This window comes from Pseudofrankia sp. DC12 (assembly GCF_000966285.1).
In the GTDB taxonomy this organism is placed as follows: domain Bacteria; phylum Actinomycetota; class Actinomycetes; order Frankiales; family Frankiaceae; genus Pseudofrankia.
Genome location: NZ_KQ031391.1, coordinates 704,278 through 723,241, shown reverse-complemented (window position 1 = coordinate 723,241; position 18,964 = coordinate 704,278). Strand labels below are relative to the sequence as shown.

The 18,964-nt window shown below is 72.1% G+C and carries 11 protein-coding genes; 9 read left to right on the top strand and 2 right to left on the bottom strand.

Annotation, left to right across the window (positions count from 1 at the left end; translation table 11 throughout):
- The first annotated feature begins 119 nt into the window (after positions 1 to 119).
- The 9 genes from lgt to FRADC12_RS02810 all read left to right on the top strand — a co-directional run bounded on the left by lgt (position 120) and on the right by FRADC12_RS02810 (position 16,660).
- The gene (gene lgt / locus FRADC12_RS02850; RefSeq protein WP_045875438.1) at positions 120 to 1,145 is read left to right on the top strand and encodes a prolipoprotein diacylglyceryl transferase; all 1,026 of its coding nucleotides are present in this window, start codon (positions 120 to 122) and stop codon (positions 1,143 to 1,145) included.
- The gene (locus FRADC12_RS02845) at positions 1,108 to 2,004 is read left to right on the top strand and encodes a VIT1/CCC1 transporter family protein (protein ID WP_502685223.1); all 897 of its coding nucleotides are present in this window, start codon (positions 1,108 to 1,110) and stop codon (positions 2,002 to 2,004) included. Before lgt ends, FRADC12_RS02845 begins: the two co-directional genes overlap by 38 nt.
- Positions 2,005 to 2,532: 528 nt before the next feature.
- On the top strand, positions 2,533 to 7,092 hold the full coding sequence (gene gltB / locus FRADC12_RS02840; protein ID WP_045875437.1) for a glutamate synthase large subunit: 4,560 nt from the start codon (positions 2,533 to 2,535) through the stop codon (positions 7,090 to 7,092).
- Between the two features lie 586 nt (positions 7,093 to 7,678).
- Positions 7,679 to 9,121, top strand: coding sequence for a glutamate synthase subunit beta (locus FRADC12_RS02835; RefSeq protein WP_045875436.1), 1,443 nt, complete (start codon positions 7,679 to 7,681; stop codon positions 9,119 to 9,121).
- Between the two features lie 657 nt (positions 9,122 to 9,778).
- Complete coding sequence (locus FRADC12_RS02830) at positions 9,779 to 10,558, top strand: nucleoside monophosphate kinase (RefSeq protein ID WP_084010411.1); 780 nt, start codon at positions 9,779 to 9,781, stop codon at positions 10,556 to 10,558.
- Between the two features lie 247 nt (positions 10,559 to 10,805).
- The gene (locus FRADC12_RS02825) at positions 10,806 to 12,953 is read left to right on the top strand and encodes a phosphoinositide-specific phospholipase C-related protein (RefSeq protein ID WP_232303574.1); all 2,148 of its coding nucleotides are present in this window, start codon (positions 10,806 to 10,808) and stop codon (positions 12,951 to 12,953) included.
- A gap of 283 nt (positions 12,954 to 13,236) precedes the next feature.
- A complete protein-coding gene (locus FRADC12_RS02820) occupies positions 13,237 to 14,433 on the top strand; it encodes a glycosyltransferase family 4 protein (RefSeq protein ID WP_045875435.1) in 1,197 nt (398 codons plus the stop codon).
- An 8-nt stretch (positions 14,434 to 14,441) separates the two neighbouring features.
- Positions 14,442 to 15,527, top strand: a complete 1,086-nt coding sequence (locus tag FRADC12_RS02815; RefSeq protein WP_045875434.1) for a lysylphosphatidylglycerol synthase transmembrane domain-containing protein — start codon at positions 14,442 to 14,444, stop codon at positions 15,525 to 15,527.
- Between the two features lie 191 nt (positions 15,528 to 15,718).
- Positions 15,719 to 16,660, top strand: a complete 942-nt coding sequence (locus FRADC12_RS02810; protein ID WP_045875433.1) for a sulfite exporter TauE/SafE family protein — start codon at positions 15,719 to 15,721, stop codon at positions 16,658 to 16,660.
- A gap of 18 nt (positions 16,661 to 16,678) precedes the next feature.
- Here FRADC12_RS02810 and FRADC12_RS02805 read toward each other — a convergent pair whose 3' ends face one another.
- Complete coding sequence (locus FRADC12_RS02805) at positions 16,679 to 17,179, bottom strand: DUF779 domain-containing protein (protein ID WP_045875432.1); 501 nt, start codon at positions 17,177 to 17,179, stop codon at positions 16,679 to 16,681.
- 65 nt (positions 17,180 to 17,244) lie between these two features.
- Positions 17,245 to 18,768: an aldehyde dehydrogenase gene (gene adh, locus FRADC12_RS02800; protein ID WP_045875431.1), complete on the bottom strand. Its 1,524-nt coding sequence runs from the start codon at positions 18,766 to 18,768 to the stop codon at positions 17,245 to 17,247.
- Positions 18,769 to 18,964: the final 196 nt, after the last annotated feature.

The window sequence follows — 18,964 nt, the reverse complement described above, 5'->3', positions numbered from 1 at the left end:
CCTGACCAGGCATTCCGCCGGCGACGTTCGCCACGTCGCCGGGATGGCTTGCCGGAGTTGTCAGCCTTTGTTCGAGGACGGGTAGACGACAGCGGGTCCCGGCTAGGTAGCCTTGGGCCGTGGTCCTAGCCGCGATCCCTAGCCCCTCCCGAGGTGTGCTGCACCTCGGGCCCCTGCCGCTGCGCGCCTACGCCTTTATGATCATTATTGGCGTCATCGTCGCCGTCTGGCTGACCGGCCGCCGGCTGCGGGCCCGCGGCGTCGACCCGAACTTCGCCAGCGACGCCGGCGTGGGTGCCGTGCTGCTCGGCATCATCGGCGCCCGGGTCTACCACGTCCTCACCAGCCCGCAGGCGTACTTCGGCAAGAACGGTGACCTGGTCCACGTCCTGTATGTGTGGAACGGCGGGCTGGGGATCTGGGGAGCGGTCGCGGGCGGCGCGCTCGGGGTGTGGCTCGCCTGCCGCCGGGCGAACGTGTCGTTCCTGCTGTTCGCCGACGCCGCCGCGCCCGGCCTGATCTTCGCGCAGGCGATCGGCCGCTGGGGCAACTACTTCAACCAGGAGCTCTTCGGCCGTCCCACCACGCTGCCGTGGGGGCTGAAGATCGACCTGGCCCACCGGCCCCTCGGCTACGAGCAGTACACGACCTTCCACCCGACGTTTCTCTACGAGTCGGTCTGGAACGTGCTGGTCGGCGTGACGCTGCTGGTCATCGACCGGCGGGCCCGGCTTGGCCGCGGCCGGCTGTTCGCGATGTACATCATGCTGTACACCTTCGGCCGGGGCCTGGTCGAGGCGCTGCGGATCGACGACGCCGAGCACTTCCTCGGCCTGCGCCTCAACGACTGGACCAGCATCGTCGTCTTCCTGGGCGCCCTGGCGATGTACCTGCTGATCCGCAAGCCCGTCGACGAGGACGTCAGCCCGGCCGACGGTGTGGCGGCGGCGGGCGACGAGCCGGCCGAGGTCGCCGCGGGTGACGCCGTCGACGAGCAGGACGACGCCCCGGTCACCGCCGGCGCCGTCAGCGGGCGGCTCGGGGCGGACACACCCGCGACCGTGGCCGCATCCCCCGCATCCGCCGCATTTCCGGCAGCGGACGGCGGTGACGACACGGCTGCGCCTGGCCGCGGCGATGGCTGACGGGGGCCCGGCCCGCGAAGGTCCCGCTGATGGGGACCAGGCCGACGGGAGCCCGGCTGTCGGCGACCCGGCAGACGAGGGCCTGGCCGGTGCCTGGGCCGCTCGGCCGGCCTCCCGGCGGTCCGAGGCCGTGTTCCGGCCCGGGATGCACCAGCACCACCATGACGCCCATCGCGACGTCTCCGGCGGCTGGCTGCGCCCGGCGGTGTTCGGGGTGATGGACGGGCTGGTCAGCAACGTCGCGTTGCTGTCCGGGTTCGCCGGCAGCAACGCGTCCCGCTCGACGGCGGTGCTGGCCGGCCTCGCCGGGGTCGCCGCCGGCGCGTTCTCGATGGCGACGGGGGAGTACACCTCGGTCCGGTCCCAGAACGAGGCGATGGCCGCGGAGATCGAGGTCGAGCGGCAGGCGCTGACGGAGTTCCCGGTCGACGAGCGGGCCGAGCTGGCCGCGTCCTACGCCCGCAAGGGCGTCGACCCGGCGCTGGCCGATGCCGTCGCCAGCCAGCTGCACGGCGACCCGGAGGTCGCGCTGGCCGTGCACAGCCAGGAGGAGCTGGGCGTCACCCCGGGCCGGCTGCCGAGCGCGATGCTGGCCGCCTTCTCGTCGTTCGCGGCGTTCGCCGTCGGAGCGCTGGTGCCGGTGCTGCCCTACCTGGTCTCACGCTGGGTGCTCGGCGGCCACACATTCGTCGCGAGCGCGGTGCTGGCCGGCTGCGCGCTGTTCGGGGTCGGCGTGGCCGTCAGCCGGTTCACCGGCCGTTCCCCGTGGCTGTCCGGTGGCCGCCAGCTCGTTCTTGGCGCGCTGGCCGCGGCCGCCACGTTCCTGGTGGGTGCCCTCGTCGGCGGCGTGGTCCACTGACGTCCGCACGGGCGGCCGGCGGCCGGGTTACCTTGCGTTCATGCGCGGGGGGCGGCCCTGGACCGGGGCGGGGCTGGTGCCCGCCGGCTGGCTGGCAGCCTCGGCGAGTGCTGTGACGTCTGGTAGGTGGGCCTTCGGCCGGCCGGAACCCGCAGGCAGAGCAGTGCTGGGCCCCAGCGGACAAGAAGGTTAGCAAAGGCAAGGCTCGCCCGCTTGGAACACTGCTGTCACATTCATGTGACCTGCCGGACGCTGACGATCTCAGCGAATCGGGCGGGGACATGGCACACTCGGTGGAGCGCAAGACGCGGCTGGCTCACCGCGCCCTGTCCCAGCTGTCTCGGCTCTGGCCGCGCGCACCCGGACGCCCGGCACCCGGGCTGGCGGGACGCCCGAGCGCCGGCTGGCCGGGGTGTTCTGGGGCAAGGCTGCGGTGCGCGGCGCCGGTGCCGCCTGGTCGTCGTCGACGCGCTCCCGGACAGCGTCGTCCGCACCCTTCAGGCCCTGAAGACGGACAGGACATGCCGGATGCCGACTAAGCAAGGTCTCTACGACCCCTCGTACGAGCACGACGCCTGTGGTGTCGGCTTCGTCGTCGACGTGCACGGCCGCCGCAGCCATGAGCTGGTCGACCAGGGCCTCACAGTACTGCGCAACCTTGACCATCGTGGCGCCTCCGGCAGCGACCCGGACACGGGTGACGGCGCGGGCATCCTCGTCCAGGTCCCGGACGTGTTCCTGCGTGACGTGGCGGGTTTCCCGCTGCCTGCTGCCGGCCGGTACGCCGTCGGCATCGGCTTCCTCCCCCAGGTGGCTGGCGACCGCGACGAGGCCGTCCGCACCATCGGGCGGCTGGCCCGCCAGGAGCGCCTGCGGGTTCTCGGCTGGCGTGAGCTGCCCGTCGTCAGCCACATCGTCGGGCACGCGGCCCGCGAGGTCGAGCCCCGGATGCGCCAGCTGTTCGTGACGCTGCCGGGCACCTCGGTCAGCCCCGCGGTCGGCGCGCCCATCGACGACGACACCGCATTCGACCAGCTTGAGCTGGAGCGCCGGGCATTCTGCCTGCGTAAGCGGATCCAGCGCGAGACTGGCGTCTATTTCCCGTCGTTGTCGGCGCGCACCATCGTCTACAAGGGAATGCTGACTACACACCAGCTGTCCGCCTATTTCCCGGACCTGGACGACCCGCGGTTCGCGAGCGCTATCGCGCTGGTGCACAGCCGGTTCTCGACGAACACCTTCCCGAGCTGGCCGCTCGCGCATCCCTATCGCCTGATCGCGCACAACGGTGAGATCAACACCGTCCGCGGCAACCGCAACTGGATGCGTGCCCGTGAGGCGCTGCTGGAAAGCGACCTGGTCCCCGGCGACCTCGCCCGGCTCTTCCCGATCTGCGCCGACGGCGCCAGCGACTCGGCCAGCTTCGACGAGGTGCTGGAGCTGCTGCACCTGGGCGGCCGCAGCCTGCCGCACGCCGTGCTGATGATGATCCCGGAGGCGTGGGAGAACCACGCCGAGATGGACCCGAAGCGCCGCGCCTTCTACCAGTTCCACGCGACGCTGATGGAGCCGTGGGACGGCCCGGCGTCGATCGCCTTCACCGACGGCACGATGATCGGCGCGGTCCTCGACCGCAACGGCCTGCGCCCGTCGCGGTACTGGGTCACCGACGACGGGCTGGTCGTCATGGCCTCCGAGGTCGGCGTCCTGGACATCCCGCCGCACCGGGTCATCCAGAAGGGCCGGCTCCAGCCGGGCCGGATGTTCCTGATCGACACGGCCAAGGGCCGGATCGTCAGCGACGACGAGATCAAGTCCGAGCTCGCCTCGGCGGCGCCCTACGACGAGTGGCTGCACGCGGGCGTCATCGCGCTGGCCGACCTGCCGGAGCGCGAGCGGGTCGTTTACAGCCACGAGTCGGTCACCCGCCGCCAGCAGGTCTTCGGCTACACCGAGGAGGAGCTGCGGGTTATCGTCGCCCCGATGGCGCGGTCCGGCGCGGAGCCGATCGGCTCGATGGGCACCGACACCCCGGTCGCGGTGCTCTCCGAGCGGCCCCGGCTGCTGTTCGACTACTTCCAGCAGCTGTTCGCGCAGGTCACCAACCCGCCGCTGGACGCCATCCGCGAGGAGCTGGTCACCAGCCTGGGCCACTACCTCGGCCCGGAGGGCAACCTCCTCGACGCCGGCGCCGCGACCTGCCGCGTCGTCCAGATCCCCTACCCGGTGATCAGCAACACCGAGCTGGCGAAGATCATCGGGATCAACGACGACGGTGACATGCCCGGCTTCGCCGCCGTCACCGTCCGCGGCCTGTACGAGGTCGCCGGCGGCGGCACCGCGCTGGTGGCCCGGATCGAGGAGATCTGCGCCGGCGTCAGCGCGGCGATCGCCGACGGCGCCCGGATCGTCGTGCTGTCCGACCGGGACTCCGACGCGAGGCTCGCGCCGATCCCGTCGCTGCTGCTCACCTCGGCGGTGCACCACCACCTGATCCGGGAGAAGACCCGGACCAAGGTCGGCCTGATCGTGGAGAGCGGCGACGCCCGCGAGGTGCACCACATCGCGCTGCTGAATGGCTTCGGCGCCGCCGCGGTCAACCCGTACCTGGCCTTCGAGTCGGTCGAGGACCTGATCCGCCGCGGCGACATCGCCGGCGTCACCCCGGAGCAGGCCGAGAAGAACATCGTCAAGGCGCTCGGCAAGGGCGTCCTGAAGGTGATGTCCAAGATGGGCATCTCCACGATCGCCAGCTACACCGGTGCCCAGGTCTTCGAGGCGATCGGGCTGCGTTCCGACCTGATCGACCGGTACTTCACCGGTACCGCGTCGCGGATCGACGGCGTCGGCATCGACGTGCTCGCGGCCGAGGTCGCCGCGCGCCACGCCCGGGCCCATCCGCGGGTGGCCACAGAGCTCGTGCACCGGCCGCTGGAGACCGGCGGCGAGTACCAGTGGCGCCGCGACGGCGAGGTGCACCTGTTCAACCCGGAGACCGTGTTCCTCCTCCAGCACGCCACCCGGACCCGCCAGTACGAGGTCTTCAAGGAGTACACGGCCAAGGTCGACGACCTCTCGAAGCGCAACGCGACCCTGCGGGGCCTGTTCGAGCTGCGCCCGGGCCTGCGCCGGCCGATCCCGATCGACCAGGTCGAGCCGGTCTCCGAGATCGTCAAGCGGTTCGCCACCGGAGCGATGTCCTACGGCTCGATCAGCGCCGAGGCGCACGAGACCCTGGCGATCGCGATGAACCGGCTCGGCGGCAAGTCGAACACCGGCGAGGGCGGCGAGGACGCCGAGCGCTTCGTCCCCGACGCCAACGGCGACCTGCGCCGCTCCGCGGTCAAGCAGGTCGCGTCCGGCCGGTTCGGCGTGACCAGCGAGTACCTCGTCAACGCCGACGACCTGCAGATCAAGATGGCGCAGGGCGCGAAGCCGGGGGAGGGCGGGCAGCTGCCCGCCCACAAGGTCTACCCGTGGATCGCCAGGACCCGGCACTCGACGCCGGGCGTCGGCCTGATCTCGCCGCCGCCGCACCACGACATCTACTCGATCGAGGACCTCGCCCAGCTCATCCACGACCTGAAGAACGCCAACCCGACCGCGCGGGTGCACGTCAAGCTCGTCGCCGAGGTCGGGGTCGGCACCGTCGCCGCCGGCGTCTCCAAGGCGCACGCCGACGTGGTGCTGATCTCCGGCCACGACGGCGGTACCGGCGCCTCGCCGCTGACGTCGCTCAAGCACGCCGGCGCGCCCTGGGAGCTGGGCCTGGCCGAGACGCAGCAGACGCTGCTGCTCAACGGCCTGCGCGACCGGATCGTGGTGCAGGTCGACGGCCAGATCAAGACCGGCCGGGACGTCGTCATCGGCGCGCTCCTCGGCGCCGAGGAGTTCGGCTTCGCGACGGCGCCGCTGGTCGTCGCCGGCTGCGTGATGATGCGGGTCTGTCACCTGGACACCTGCCCCGTCGGGGTCGCCACCCAGAACCCGGCGCTGCGCGCGCGGTTCAACGGCAAGCCGGAGTTCGTCGAGAACTTCTTCACCTTCATCGCCCAGGAGGTCCGGGAGTACCTGGCGCGGCTGGGTTTCCGGACGCTGAAGGAGGCCGTCGGCCGGGTCGACATCCTGGACGCGGCCCTCGCCGTCGAGCACTGGAAGGCCGCCGGGCTGGACATCAGCCCGCTGCTGCACACTCCGGAGACCCCGTTCGGCGGCTCGCTGTCCAACGCAGCGAGCCAGGACCACGGCCTCGACAAGGCGCTGGACAACTCGCTCATCCAGCTGTGCGAGGGCGCCCTGGAGGACGGCCGGCCGGTGTGGCTGGAGATGCCGATCCGCAACGTCAACCGCACCGTCGGCACGATGCTCGGCTACGAGGTGACCCGCCGCTACGGGGCCGTCGGCCTGCCTGACGACACGATATCGCTGCGGTTCACCGGCTCCGCCGGCCAGAGCTTCGGCGCGTTCGTTCCGCGCGGCATCACGCTGACCCTTGAGGGCGATGTCAACGACTACACCGGCAAGGGCCTGTCCGGCGGGCGGATCATCGTCTTTCCGCCGAAGGAGGCGCCGCTGCGCGCCGAGGAGAACACGATCGCCGGCAACGTGCTTCTCTACGGCGCGACCGCGGGCGAGGCGTACTTCCGGGGCGTCGTCGGTGAGCGGTTCTGCGTCCGCAACTCGGGCGCGACCGCGATCGTCGAGGGCGTCGGCGACCACGGCTGCGAGTACATGACCGGCGGCACCGTCGTCGTGCTCGGCCAGATCGGCCGCAACTTCGCCGCCGGCATGAGCGGCGGCGTCGCCTACCTGTACGACCCGGTCGTCGAGCGGGTGAATGCCGAGATGGTCGACATCGAGCCCCTCGACGCCGAGGACCGGGCGCTGCTCGTCTCCCTGCTGACCCGCCACCGCCGCGAGACCGGCTCCACCGTCGCCGCCGGCCTGCTCGCCAGCTGGGAGGACGAGCAGGCCAAGTTCGTCAAGGTCATGCCCCGCGACTACAAGCGGGTCCTGACCGTGATCGCGCAAGCCAAGGAGCAAGGCATCCCAGCCGATGAACTGATCATGACAGCGGTCCGCGCCTGACTGTGTCTCTTTGTTCGTGGCGTCCGGGCGCGAGCCTCCGGCCCCGACCTCCGCTTCGCTGCGGTCGGGACCTACGGCTCGCGTCCTCCGCCACGAACAGGGCTTCGCTCCGCGCGGTGGGCCAGTCGGGCCGGTCGCTTCGCTCCGGCCCGCTGGCCCACCGGGCTACGCGAAGCCATCAGGTCGAGGCCGATCATTCGAGAGAACCGCGAGTGGAGGCATACCGATCAGGCTGTACCCAGAGGCTTCGCGTGGCTCGGTGGGCCAAGGGCCCGCGAGCGAGGCGAAGCAAGTCCCGATGAAGCTGTACCCAGAGGCTTCGCGTAGTCCGGACGGCCAGCGGCCGCGAGCGAAGCGAAGCGCCCGATCACCACCGCTCCACCGATCAGGCTGTACCCAGAGGCTTCGCGTAGTCCGGTCGGCCAGCAGGCCGCGAGCGAAGCGAAGCGGCCTGACTGGCCGACCGGACGGAGCGAAGCCCCGTTCGTGGCGGAGGACGCGAGCCGGAGGCCACGACCGGAGCGAAGCGAGGATCGGGGCCGGAGGCTCGCGCCCGGACGCCACGAACAAAGAGATAAGGATTGGAATGGCTGACCCGACTGGGTTTCTCCGGCACCACCGGGAGCTACCGGCGCGCCGGCCCGTGGACGTCCGAATCCAGGACTGGCGGGAGGTCTACCAGGACTTCCCGGCGCCTTCGCTGACCGCTCAGGCGTCCCGCTGCATGGACTGCGGCATCCCGTTCTGCCACAACGGCTGCCCGCTGGGCAACCTGATCCCGGAGTGGAACGACCTCGCCCGCCGGGGCGAGTGGCAGGAGGCCATCGACCGGCTGCACGCGACGAACAACTTCCCGGAGTTCACCGGGCGGCTGTGCCCGGCGCCGTGCGAGGCGGCCTGCGTGCTCGGCATCTCCGACGATCCGGTGACGATCAAGCAGATCGAGGTCTCGATCATCGACCGGGCGCTCGCGGAGGGCCGGGTCGTCCCGGTGCCCCCGTCGGTGCGGTCCGGCCGGAAGGTCGCGGTCGTCGGCTCCGGGCCGGCGGGGCTCGCTGCCGCCCAGCAGCTTACCCGCGCCGGTCACGACGTGACCGTCTTCGAGCGGGCCGACCGGATCGGCGGCCTGCTGCGGTACGGCATCCCCGAGTTCAAGATGGAGAAGGCCGTCCTCGACCGGCGCCTCGAGCAGATGGCGGCGGAGGGCACGACGTTCGTGACCTCCTGCGACGTCGGCGTCGACCTCTCGGTCGAGGAGCTGCGTGCCACCTTCGACGCGGTCGTCCTGGCCGGCGGCTCCACGATCGGACGTGACCTGCCGGTGCCCGGCCGTGAGCTCAGCGGCGTCCATTTCGCCATGGAGTTCCTGCCGCTGGCCAACCGGGTGCAGGAGGGCGACCTCGCCGAGCCGCCGATCACCGCGAAGGGCAAGCGCGTCGTCGTCATCGGCGGCGGCGACACCGGCGCGGACTGCCTTGGAACCTCGCATCGCCAGGGCGCGGTCTCGGTGCACCAGCTGGAGATCATGCCCCGGCCTCCGGAGACGCGGCCGGCGGCGAACCCCTGGCCGACCTACCCGATGCTCTACCGCGTGACCTCGGCGCACGAGGAAGGCGGCGAGCGGGTCTACGCCGTCTCCACCGAGGCGTTCCTCGGTGACGACGAGGGCCGGCTGCGCGGGCTGCGCATGTACGAGGTCGAGTCGGTCGACGGGAGGTTCCAGAAGGTCGAGGGCAGCGAGACCGAGCTCGAGTGCGAGCTGGTGCTGCTCGCGATGGGCTTCGTCGGCCCGCAGCGCGAGGGCCTGGTCGAGGGCCTCGGCGTCGAGCTGGACGGCCGGGGCAACGTCGCCCGCGACGCGGGCTGGCAGTCGTCCGTCCCCGGCATCTTCGTCGCCGGTGACATGGGCCGTGGCCAGTCGCTGATCGTCTGGGCGATCGCCGAGGGCCGCTCGGCCGCCGCCGCGGTCGACCGTTACCTCAGCGGCGCGACCGACCTCCCGGAGCCGATCACCCCGACCCGGCGCTAGGGCGAAGCGGCTGACGGGCGCTGGGCGCCCGTCGGCCGCTTCGCCGGTTCGGGCGCTGTGCGCCCTCCCCTGGGTGGTTCGGGGGTGGTGTTGAGGTGTGGGGTGGGTGCCTGTCCAGGGTTGGGATGTTGGCTGCGTTTCGTGGCGGTGTTGCTGGGCGCCCGTCGGCCGCTTCGCCGGTTCGGGCGCTGTGCGCTGCGTTTCGCGGCGGTGTCGCTGATTCGCCCGCGGCCGTGGCCGGCCTGCGTGTTGTCCAACACGGCAAACCGGGCCACCCGTTTGTTTGCGGAGCGCGCTGTGCGGATCTGAGAATGGGATTTTCGGCCTGATGTCAGCGGCTGGCGGGTCACGTGGGCGACCTGTGTGGATCTCGGGTCGATGGTGGCCGTGGGCATTGATCCCGTCCCCGGGTGAAGTCCGGGTGGACGTATGACGACGCTGACGGATAGGCTGCGCGGGCCGCGGCAGGGCAGGTCGACCACGCCGGCGGACGCCGTCGGTGCGGACCTTGGCCGCGCCCCCAGGCAGGGCCGCCAGACGCCTGAGACGAGTTCAGTTGACTGTCTCCTTTAGGCGCGGAGTTTGGGCGATTCCGGCCGTTGTTCCCGCGAAGTCAGGTCATATTTCTTACAGGTCATCCAGCTATGTGGGGGATTGGTGCGCGGTAGCGTCCATTCGGTGAGAGTCGTGCTGCTCGGACCTCCGGGCTCAGGAAAAGGCACGCAGGCCGCACGGGTCAGCTCCCGCCACGGCATCCCGGCGATCTCCACCGGCCGGCTGCTCGACGCGGAGATCGCCGCTGGTTCACCGCTCGGCCGTCGCGCCGAGGAGTTCGTCCGCTCCGGCGAGCTCGTCCCCGACGAGCTCGTGCTCGACCTGGTCGCGGAACGCCTGTTCGGCTCCGCGGCCGCCGCCGTGCTCGACCACGAGCCCGTGGCCGCCCTCGCCGCGAGTACCCCGGTCGCCGCCGCCGCGCCTGTGTCCGCCCTGGCCGGCCCCGGTGGGTTCGCCCCGATACCGGTCGCCGCCGACGCCTGCCGCGGCTTCCTGCTCGACGGTTTCCCGCGCACGGTCGCCCAGGCCGTGGCGTTCGACGCCCGGTTCGGCGACGCGCTGGCCGCCCACCAGCTCGCGTCGGAACGGCTTCGCCTGCCCCCGGCCAAATGCGCCGAGAACGCCCGCGCGGTGGACGTCGTCCTCGACCTCGACGTCGACGAGTCGACCGTGCTGCGCCGGATCAGCCACCGGTCCAGCACCGAGGACCGGCTCGACGACAACGAGGAGACGGCCAAGCGCCGCCTCAAGGTCTTCGCCGAGCGCACCGCCCCGCTGCGCGCCTACTACACTCGCGCCGGCCTCCTGCGCACCGTCGACGGCTCGGGTACGCCCGACGAGGTGGCCGCCCGCATCGAGTCGGCCCTCGCCTCGCTGGCCTGAATCTGCCCTTCACCACCAGGGGTGCCGCCATCGTGGTGTAGCCCACGGAGACCTCGGTAGGTTGGGGCATGTGCGGCTCGGGCAGCGGAACGGGACAAAGGCGTCGCCGTCGACGGGAGAGCCGCCAGCGGCGGGTCGCGAGCAATCGGACCGGCCCGACGCATCCGCCCGCAGCGCAGACCGGCCCCGACGCGGACCGGCCCGCCCGTCCGACCAGGGCAACGCCGGATGGTGGCTGCTGGCCCAGGTGGCGCTGACTCTGCTCGTGGTGCTGGCGTGGCTGCCGCTGCTGGTCATCCTCACCGTGCGCGCCACCGTGCTGTCGCCGAACTACTACACCCAGGGCCTCACCCGGGTGCACGCCTACGACCGGATCTACACCGAGATCCTGCCCGACCCCGCCGTCGACGACCTGATGGCCGGCCTCCCGATCGACCGCACGCTGATCACGGCGAACCTGCGGACGGTGCTGCCGCCGTCCACGGTCGAGGGCCTGACGGACGAGCAGATCGACCGGATCGTCGGCTACCTGCGGGGCGACCAGAACAACGTCGTGCTCACCGCCGACCTGCGCCCGTTGTTCGCGAACATCTCGGGCCTCGCCAACCGGTACATCGCGGGTGAGCTCGGCGCCGGCGCCACCTACCAGGTGTCGAGCGTCTCGGACTTCACCGACGGTGTGCTCGCCGCGCTCGATGCCGTCGCCGCGGGCAAGCCGCCGAAGAACCTCCCGACGATGCGGCTGCGCCCGCAGGACGTCGACCTGGTCCTCGACGCGGTGCTCACCCGGCTCGACCCGGCGACGCGGGCGACGGTCGAGGCACCCGCGCGGGCGCTGCTGCTGCAGGGCGATGTCGCCGGGGCCCTGGCGGTGCTCGGGCCGCCGCTGTTCCGGGGTGACGACCAGGCCATCGCCCGGCTGCGGGGCAAGCTGGTCGACGGCACCGTGCTCGACCTCGGGGTCTCGCTGTCGGACCTGAGCCACAAACCGACCATCCGCGCCGTCGAGCGGCTGCACGACCTGTCCCAGCGACTGCCCGTGATCATCCTGGCCAGTGTGCTGGCGATGTTCGGCGGCCTGGTGGGCGTGGTCACGGTCGCCCGAGGGCGCGGGCGGTCACCGGTCCGGGCCGTCGGCTACACCGCCCTCGCGGCCGGCGCCGGCTCGCTGCTGCTGGGCGTCGTGATGCGCCTGACGCTGCCGAACCCGCTGACCGCGCTGGACAAGCCCGGCTCGAAGCTGCCGCCGGGCGCCGCGCACGTGCTCACCGACTTCGGCGCGACCGCCTACCGGGGAATCGAGAGCGACTTCCTGCGGCTGACGATCTGGATGCTGGTGATCGGAGGCGTGATCACCGGCGTCTCACTCCTGGTCGCGCTCTCCACCCGCCTCGAGCGTCATGCCCGGTGGCGGCGGGTGGTCGCCACCACCGTCGTGGTCATCCCGACGCTGGTCGGGGTCACCTGGGCCGCGTTCCCGGGTGCGGCGGCGGATGCCCGCGTGGTCTGCGAGGGCTCGGCCCGGCTGTGCGACCGCCCCTACGACCAGGTCAGCTACGCGGCCAGCCACAACGCGATGGCGGACAGCGAGGACCGGTTCCTCGGCCCCGGGCAGGACCCGTCGATCGTCCACCAGCTCGATCTCGGCGTGCGCGGCCTGCTGATCGACGTGCATCACTGGACGACCCCCGAGGAGGTCCAGACCGCCCTGGACGGGCTCACGCCGTCGGAACGGACCGCGCTGGAGCCGCTGACCCGAGGGGCGCTGTCGACCCGGCCGGGGCTGTGGCTCTGCCACGACATGTGCCAGCTCGGCGCGATCGACCTCACCACGCAGCTGCGCGCGATCGGGGACTGGCTCAACCGGAACCCGGCCGAGGTTGTCACGGTCATCATCCAGGACGAGGCGCCGGCCAGTGAGATCATCGGCGCGGTCGAGGCTGCGGGGCTCGGGCGGACCGTGCTCACGCCACCCGCGGACCCGGGCGGCGCCTGGCCGACGCTGGGGCAGATGATCAGCTCCGGCCACCGGCTGGTCATGTTCACCGAGAGTCAGGACACGCCCGGTAGCTTCCTTCGGTCCTTCTACCGCTATGGCTCGGACACCCCCTTCGACGCCCGCACCGCGTCCGACCTGACCGGCTGCGCGGTGAAACGCGGGTCGGCGGAGGCCCGGCTGCTCCTGGTCAACCACTGGCTGACGACGGCCGCCCCGAGCCGGCGGGCCGCGCTGGCCGACAACGCCAGCGCCACGGTCGTCGCCCGGGCCCGGACCTGCGAGGACGTCCGGCACCGCAGGGTCAACTTCGTCGCCGTCGACTTCGTCAACATCGGCGACCTGACGCACGCGATCGACATCCTCAACGGCCTCGCGCCCGCGTCGGGCCGGGCATGACCCGGGCGATCTGACCGGGACCGGAGGCGCAGGGGAGAACACCGCCGTGCCGGGACCGGTGGGTTGCGCTGGCCGCTCGGCACGTCCGGTGACAATGCCGGCGCGGTGACGCCGACCGAGATGGAAAGGGCCACAACGGCGGCACGTCTGCCACTGTGATCGCGCAGGTACAGGGTATCTTCCGGTATGTCCAACCGGGCGGTTACCTGGGTCTGACCACTGGCCGTCCCTCAGCCAACGCGGACATCACGCGCCGTCCGCCGAAGGGCGGCAGACCCTGTCCATGCACCGCACGCTGATCGTCGCGGACAAGTTCCCGCCGGTGATGGGTGGCATCCAGACCTTCGCGTACTGCTTCGCCGCCATGCTCCCGCGGGACAAGGTCCTGGTCGTCGCGCCGCCGCATCTGGACGCGCCGAAGCTCGACGCCGACGCGCCCTTCGAGATCATCCGCCACCCGGCGGCGAACCTGCGGCTGCCGGGCGTCGGCCCGGCGATCGGCCGGATCGCGCTCGCGGAAGGCTGCACCGCGGCCTGGTTCCCGGCCGGCACGCCTCGCGGGATGATCGCCCCGGCGCTGCGCCGGGCCGGCGTCGAGTGGGTGGTCTCGTCCACCCACGGCCACGAGTACGGCTGGTCTCACCTGCCCTACGGCTACCAGCTGGTCCGCTCGGTCGCGGGCAAGGCCGACGTCGTCACCCACCTGACCGACGTGACGCTGCGCCGGCTGCGCAAGGTCGCCCCGGCCGGCACGCGGTTCGAGCGGCTCACCGGCGGCGTCGACGTCGACCGTTTCCACCCGGGCGCCGGCGGTGAAGAACTCCGACGCAGGCACGGCTGGGGTGGACGGCCTATCGTGACGTGTGTTGCCCGTCTGGTGCCGCGCAAGGGCCAGGACGTCCTGATCAGGGGGTTGCCGTCGGTGTTGCGCCACCATCCGGACGCGCTGCTCGTCGTCGTCGGCAAGGGCCGCGACGCCGCTCGGCTGCGTCGGATCACGGCGTCGGCGGGGGTCGCCGGGAATGTCGTCTTCACCGGCCCGGTTGCTGAAGAGGATCTGCCAGCCTACCTGGACGCCGCTGACGTCTTCGCGATGCCGTCGCGTCCGCGCAAGGGCGGGCTGGACCTGGAGGGGCTCGGGCTGTCGTCGCTGGAGGCGGCGGCCGCCGGTAAGCCGGTCATCACCGGCCTGCACGGGGGTGCGCCCGAAGTGGTGATCCCCGGTGAGAGCGGAGTGGTCGTGGACGGGACGGATGTCGCCGCGGTGGCCCGCGCCGTCGACGAGCTGCTCGCGGACCCGGACCGGGCCCGCCAGCTGGGCGCGGCCGGCCGGCAGTGGATGAGCTCGGCCTGGACCTGGGAGCACCTCGGTGCCCGCCTCGCGACGCTGCTCAGCGACCAGCCCGCGCCGCGTGAGCCAGGCGCTCCGCTGGTCGGCTCCGCGCCGGGCGGCGAGCCCGCGCCCGTGGACCACGCGTAGGCCGGGCGATGGAGCCTGTCGAGGCGGCCCAGCCCGCGACCGCCCTGGTCGCCGCGGCGCCATCCGCCCGGCCGTTCGCGGAGCTGACGGACGAGCCGCTGGTGGAGGTGCTCCTCACCGACCTGCCCGCCGAGGACGACGCGGAGCAGTCCGCCGGGAGTTCCACCCGGTCACGGCGGAACAAGCGGATCATGGCGGTGCTCAGCGTCGTCACGCCCGCCATCGGCGCGATCTGGCTGGGGACCCACCGCCATGAGCTCGTGGCCGCGTTCGAGGCCTGCAAGTCGGCCGACGGTGAATGGCTGATCGTCGCCGCGATCGCCGCGTGCGCCACCTACATCGCCGCGGCGGCCAGCATGAAGGGCGCGGTCGCGCGCAACCTCCCGTTCGGCCAGCTCGTCGCCGTCCAGATCGCCGGCATCCTGCCCAACGTGCTCGTGCCCGCGGGCATGGGCGTCGCCGCGCTGCAGACCCGCTATCTGCTGCGGCGCGGGTTCTCGATGGCCGAGGCGGTGGCCGCGACGGCCGCCAACGCGACGGCGGGGGCGCTCCCGCACGCGGTGGTGCTCGTGATCCTGCTGGTATGTGGGGCCGTTCCGCTGCCACGGGTCGGCATCCCCGGCCAGACCGGTTACCTGCTGGCCGGCCTGGGCGTGCTGGTGGCGGTCGCGGCCTGCGTGCCGAAGGCCCGCCGGCTGGTCCGGACGGGCGCGCGCCGGGTCGTCGAGCAGCGCGCCCTGCTGGCGGGCAGCGGCAGCACGAGCCGCGCGGCGCTGCTGTGGGGCGGCTCGATCGCGATCCCGATGCTGCACGCCGCCACCCTGTGCGCGATCGCCGCGGCGCTGCACGCGCCCCTCGGCGCAGGCAAGATCATTCCTGTCTACCTGGTAGCCAGCGCACTCTCGGCGATCATCCCGTCGCCCGGGGGCTTCGGTGGTCTGGACGCGGCGCTGACGGCGCTGCTCACCGGCGCCGGCGCCCCGACGACGACGGCGATCGCGGCTGTCCTCGGCTACCGGCTGCTCACCTCCTGGCTGCCGATGGCGCCGTCCGCCGCGGTCTGCGGCGTGCTCATCCGGACCCGCGTCCTCTGATCTGGATCCACCCGGCCGGTCCGTCGACGGCCCGGAAGAATGTGGTCTTCGGCTCGGTCGGCCCGGTTCGCCCGGTTCGTGGCGGTCCGTGCGGGCCGCGTGCGCGACGATGGGGGAGTGGCCGTCCGGGCGGCGCCTCGTCGGTCCCGGCACGAGGCGCGCGGACCTTGCGAACCGGAGGATGAACCCGCGTGAATGGACTGGACGCGCTGTTGACGGCCGGCGCCGGGCTGGCCGCCGGCGCCGTCAACGCGGTGGCCGGCGGCGGCACGCTGCTCGCCTTCCCGGCCCTGCTGGCCGCGGGGCTGCCGGCCGTCACCGCCAACATCACCTCGTCGACCGGGCTGGTCACGGGCTACGCGGGTGGCGCCCTCGGCTACCGGCGAGAGCTGTCCGGCCAGCTGCCCCGGTTGCGGGCGCTGGCGCCGGCCGCGATCCTGGGCGGGATCGTCGGCGCGGTGATCCTCCTGGTGACGCCCAAGGACAGCTTCAAGACCGCGGTCCCGTTCCTGGTCCTCATCGCCTGCCTGCTGCTGGCCAGCCAGTCGAAACTGTCCGGCGTCGTCGCGCGGCGCCGGGCGGCCAAGGCCGCGGCCCTGACCTCGGCCCGGACTCCGGGACCGACGGTGGCCACGGATGCGGCCCCGGCGCTGGCCGTCGGCACGGCCCAGCCGGCCGGCGCTGGGACGGCGACGGCCCCGGTAGGGACGGCCGTGGCCCCGGCGGGGCCGGCCGTCGCCGCGGCGGGGCCGTCGCCGGGCGCGGACCGGCCGGTCACCTGGCCGACCCGGATCGGGGTGTTCGTCGCCGGCGCGTACGGGTCGTACTTCGGTGCCGGCCTGGGCGTCCTGCTGCTCGCGGTGATGGGCATCCTGCTCGTCGACGACCTGCAGCGGACGAACGCGCTGAAGACGCTGCTGTCGTTCATCGTCAACGCGGTGGGCGTGGTCGTCTTCCTGGTCAGCGCCCAGGTCGCCTGGGCCTACGCCGGCATCCTCGTCGTCACCTCGGCGGCCGGCGGCGTGATGGGCGCGCGGGCCGCCCGGCTGCTGCCGGCGGTGTGGCTGCGCCGGGGCGTCGTCATCCTCGGCCTGGCCGTCGCCGTCGTGCTGTTCGTCCGGGACTTCGCCTGAGCCCGGCCGCTGGTCCGATCAGGACACGAGCGGGCCGCGGGCCGGCGGTCCCGCTGCCTCCAGTGCCTCGGTCTCGTCCTCGGTGAACAGGCGGGACCGGGTCAGGAACCGGTAGCCCTCCGGGGCCTCGAGACTGAAGCCGCCGCCACGGCCGCGGACCAGGTCGATCGTGAGCCGGGTGTGCGACCAGTACGCGAACTGGGCGCCGCCGATGTAGACCGGCACCGTCGCGCCGGTCGGGCCCGGGTCGTCCGGCCAGTCCGCCGAGCCGGGGACTCGGCCCGGTAGACCGGCCAGGGCCGCCGGCTCGGCGAGGCTGGCGGTGTCGTCGAGGTCGAGGACGCCGAGCAGGACGTCCCCGTCCCCGACGAGGAACTCCCCGCGCGGGTAGCACATCGGCGAGGAACCGTCACAGCACCCGCCGGACTGGTGGATCATCAGCGGGCCGTGCGCCGCCGTCAGCGACCGGAGCATCGCGGCGGCGGCCGGCGTCGCGTCGACCCTACGAACCTGGCCCATGACGGCCTCCCGGGGGCGCTGGTCGAGCGGGGGTGCTGGTCTGGCAGGGGTGCTGGCCGAGCGGGCTAGAAGAAGCCCATCGCCTTCGGGGAGTAGGAGACCAGCAGGTTCTTGGTCTGCTGGTAGTGGTCGAGCATCGCGAGGTGGTTCTCCCGCCCGATGCCGGACTGCTTGTACCCGCCGAACGCCGCGTGCGCCGGGTAGAGGTGGTAGCAGTTCGTCCAGACCCGGCCCGCCTTGATCTCGCGGCCCGCACGGTAGGCCGTGTTCGTGTCGCGGGTCCACACCCCGGCGCCGAGGCCGTAGAGGGTGTCGTTGGCAATCTTGATGGCGTCGGCGTACTCGTCGAACGCCGCGACGGAGACGACCGGGCCGAAGATCTCCTCCTGGAAGATCCGCATCCCGTTGTCGCCCGAGAAGATCGTCGGCTGGACGTAGTAGCCGCCGGCGAGGTCCCCGCCGAGCTCGGCCCGCTCGCCGCCGAGCACCACCCTGGCGCCCTCCTTCCTGCCGATGTCGATGTAGGAGAGGATCTTCTCCAGCTGGTCGGTGCTGGCCTGGGCGCCGATCATGGTGTCCGTATCGAGTGGGTTGCCCTGGCGAACGGCCTTGGTGCGGATGGCTGCCTTGTCCAGGAAGTCGTCGTAGATCGAGCGCTGGATCAGCGCCCGGCTCGGGCAGGTGCAGACCTCGCCCTGGTTGAGGGCGAACATGGTGAAGCCCTCGAGCGCCTTGTCGTGGAAGTCGTCCTCGGCGGCGGCCACGTCGGCGAAGAAGATGTTCGGGCTCTTGCCGCCGAGCTCCAGCGTCACGGGGATCAGGTTCTGGCTGGCGTACTGCATGATCAGCCGACCGGTCGTCGTCTCACCGGTGAACGCGATCTTGGCGATCCGGCTCGACGACGCGAGCGGCTTGCCCGCCTCCACGCCAAAGCCCTGCACCACGTTCAGCACGCCCGGCGGGACCAGGTCGCTGATGAGATCCCAAAGGATGTTGATGGAGGCAGGGGTCTGCTCGGCCGGCTTCAGCACGACGGCGTTGCCCGCCGCGAGCGCGGGCGCGAGCTTCCAGACCGCCATCAGGATCGGGAAGTTCCACGGGATGATCTGCCCGACGACGCCGAGCGGCTCATGGAAGTGGTACGCGACGGTGTCCGCGTCGATCTCGGACAGCGACCCTTCCTGAGCACGGATCGCCCCGGCGAAGTACCGGAAGTGGTCGATCGCCAGCGGGATGTCCGCGGCCAGCGTCTCCCGGACCGGCTTGCCGTTGTCCCAGCTCTCCGCGACGGCGAGCTTCTCGAGGTTCCGCTCCATCCGGTCGGCGATCTTGTTCAGGACGACGGCGCGCTCGGCCACGGAGGTGCGGCCCCAGGCCGGCGCGGCGGCGTGCGCGGCGTCCAGCGCCAGCTCGATGTCCTCGGCGCTCGACCGGGCGATCTCGGTGAACGTCTCGCCGGTCACCGGGCTCGGGTTCTCGAAGTACCGGCCCTGGACCGGCGGGGTGTACTCGCCACCAATGATGTTGTCGTAGCGTGACGCGTAGCTGACGGGTGAACCGGGCTGCCCCGGACGGGCGAAGACGGCCATCGCGCGTCCTTCCTGAAGTAGGACTGGTGTCGCTGCCAGCCGAAGACCGTGCGAGGCCTCGTCGGGTCCCGCGGCCTCGGGCCGTCGTGCGTCCCGGACGGTAGCCACGCCGACGTTGCAATCCCGTTGCCAGCGCGGCTGCCACGCCGCGTCGGTGCGGGTCGGGGTGATGACCGGAACGGGCCACGTTCTTTCG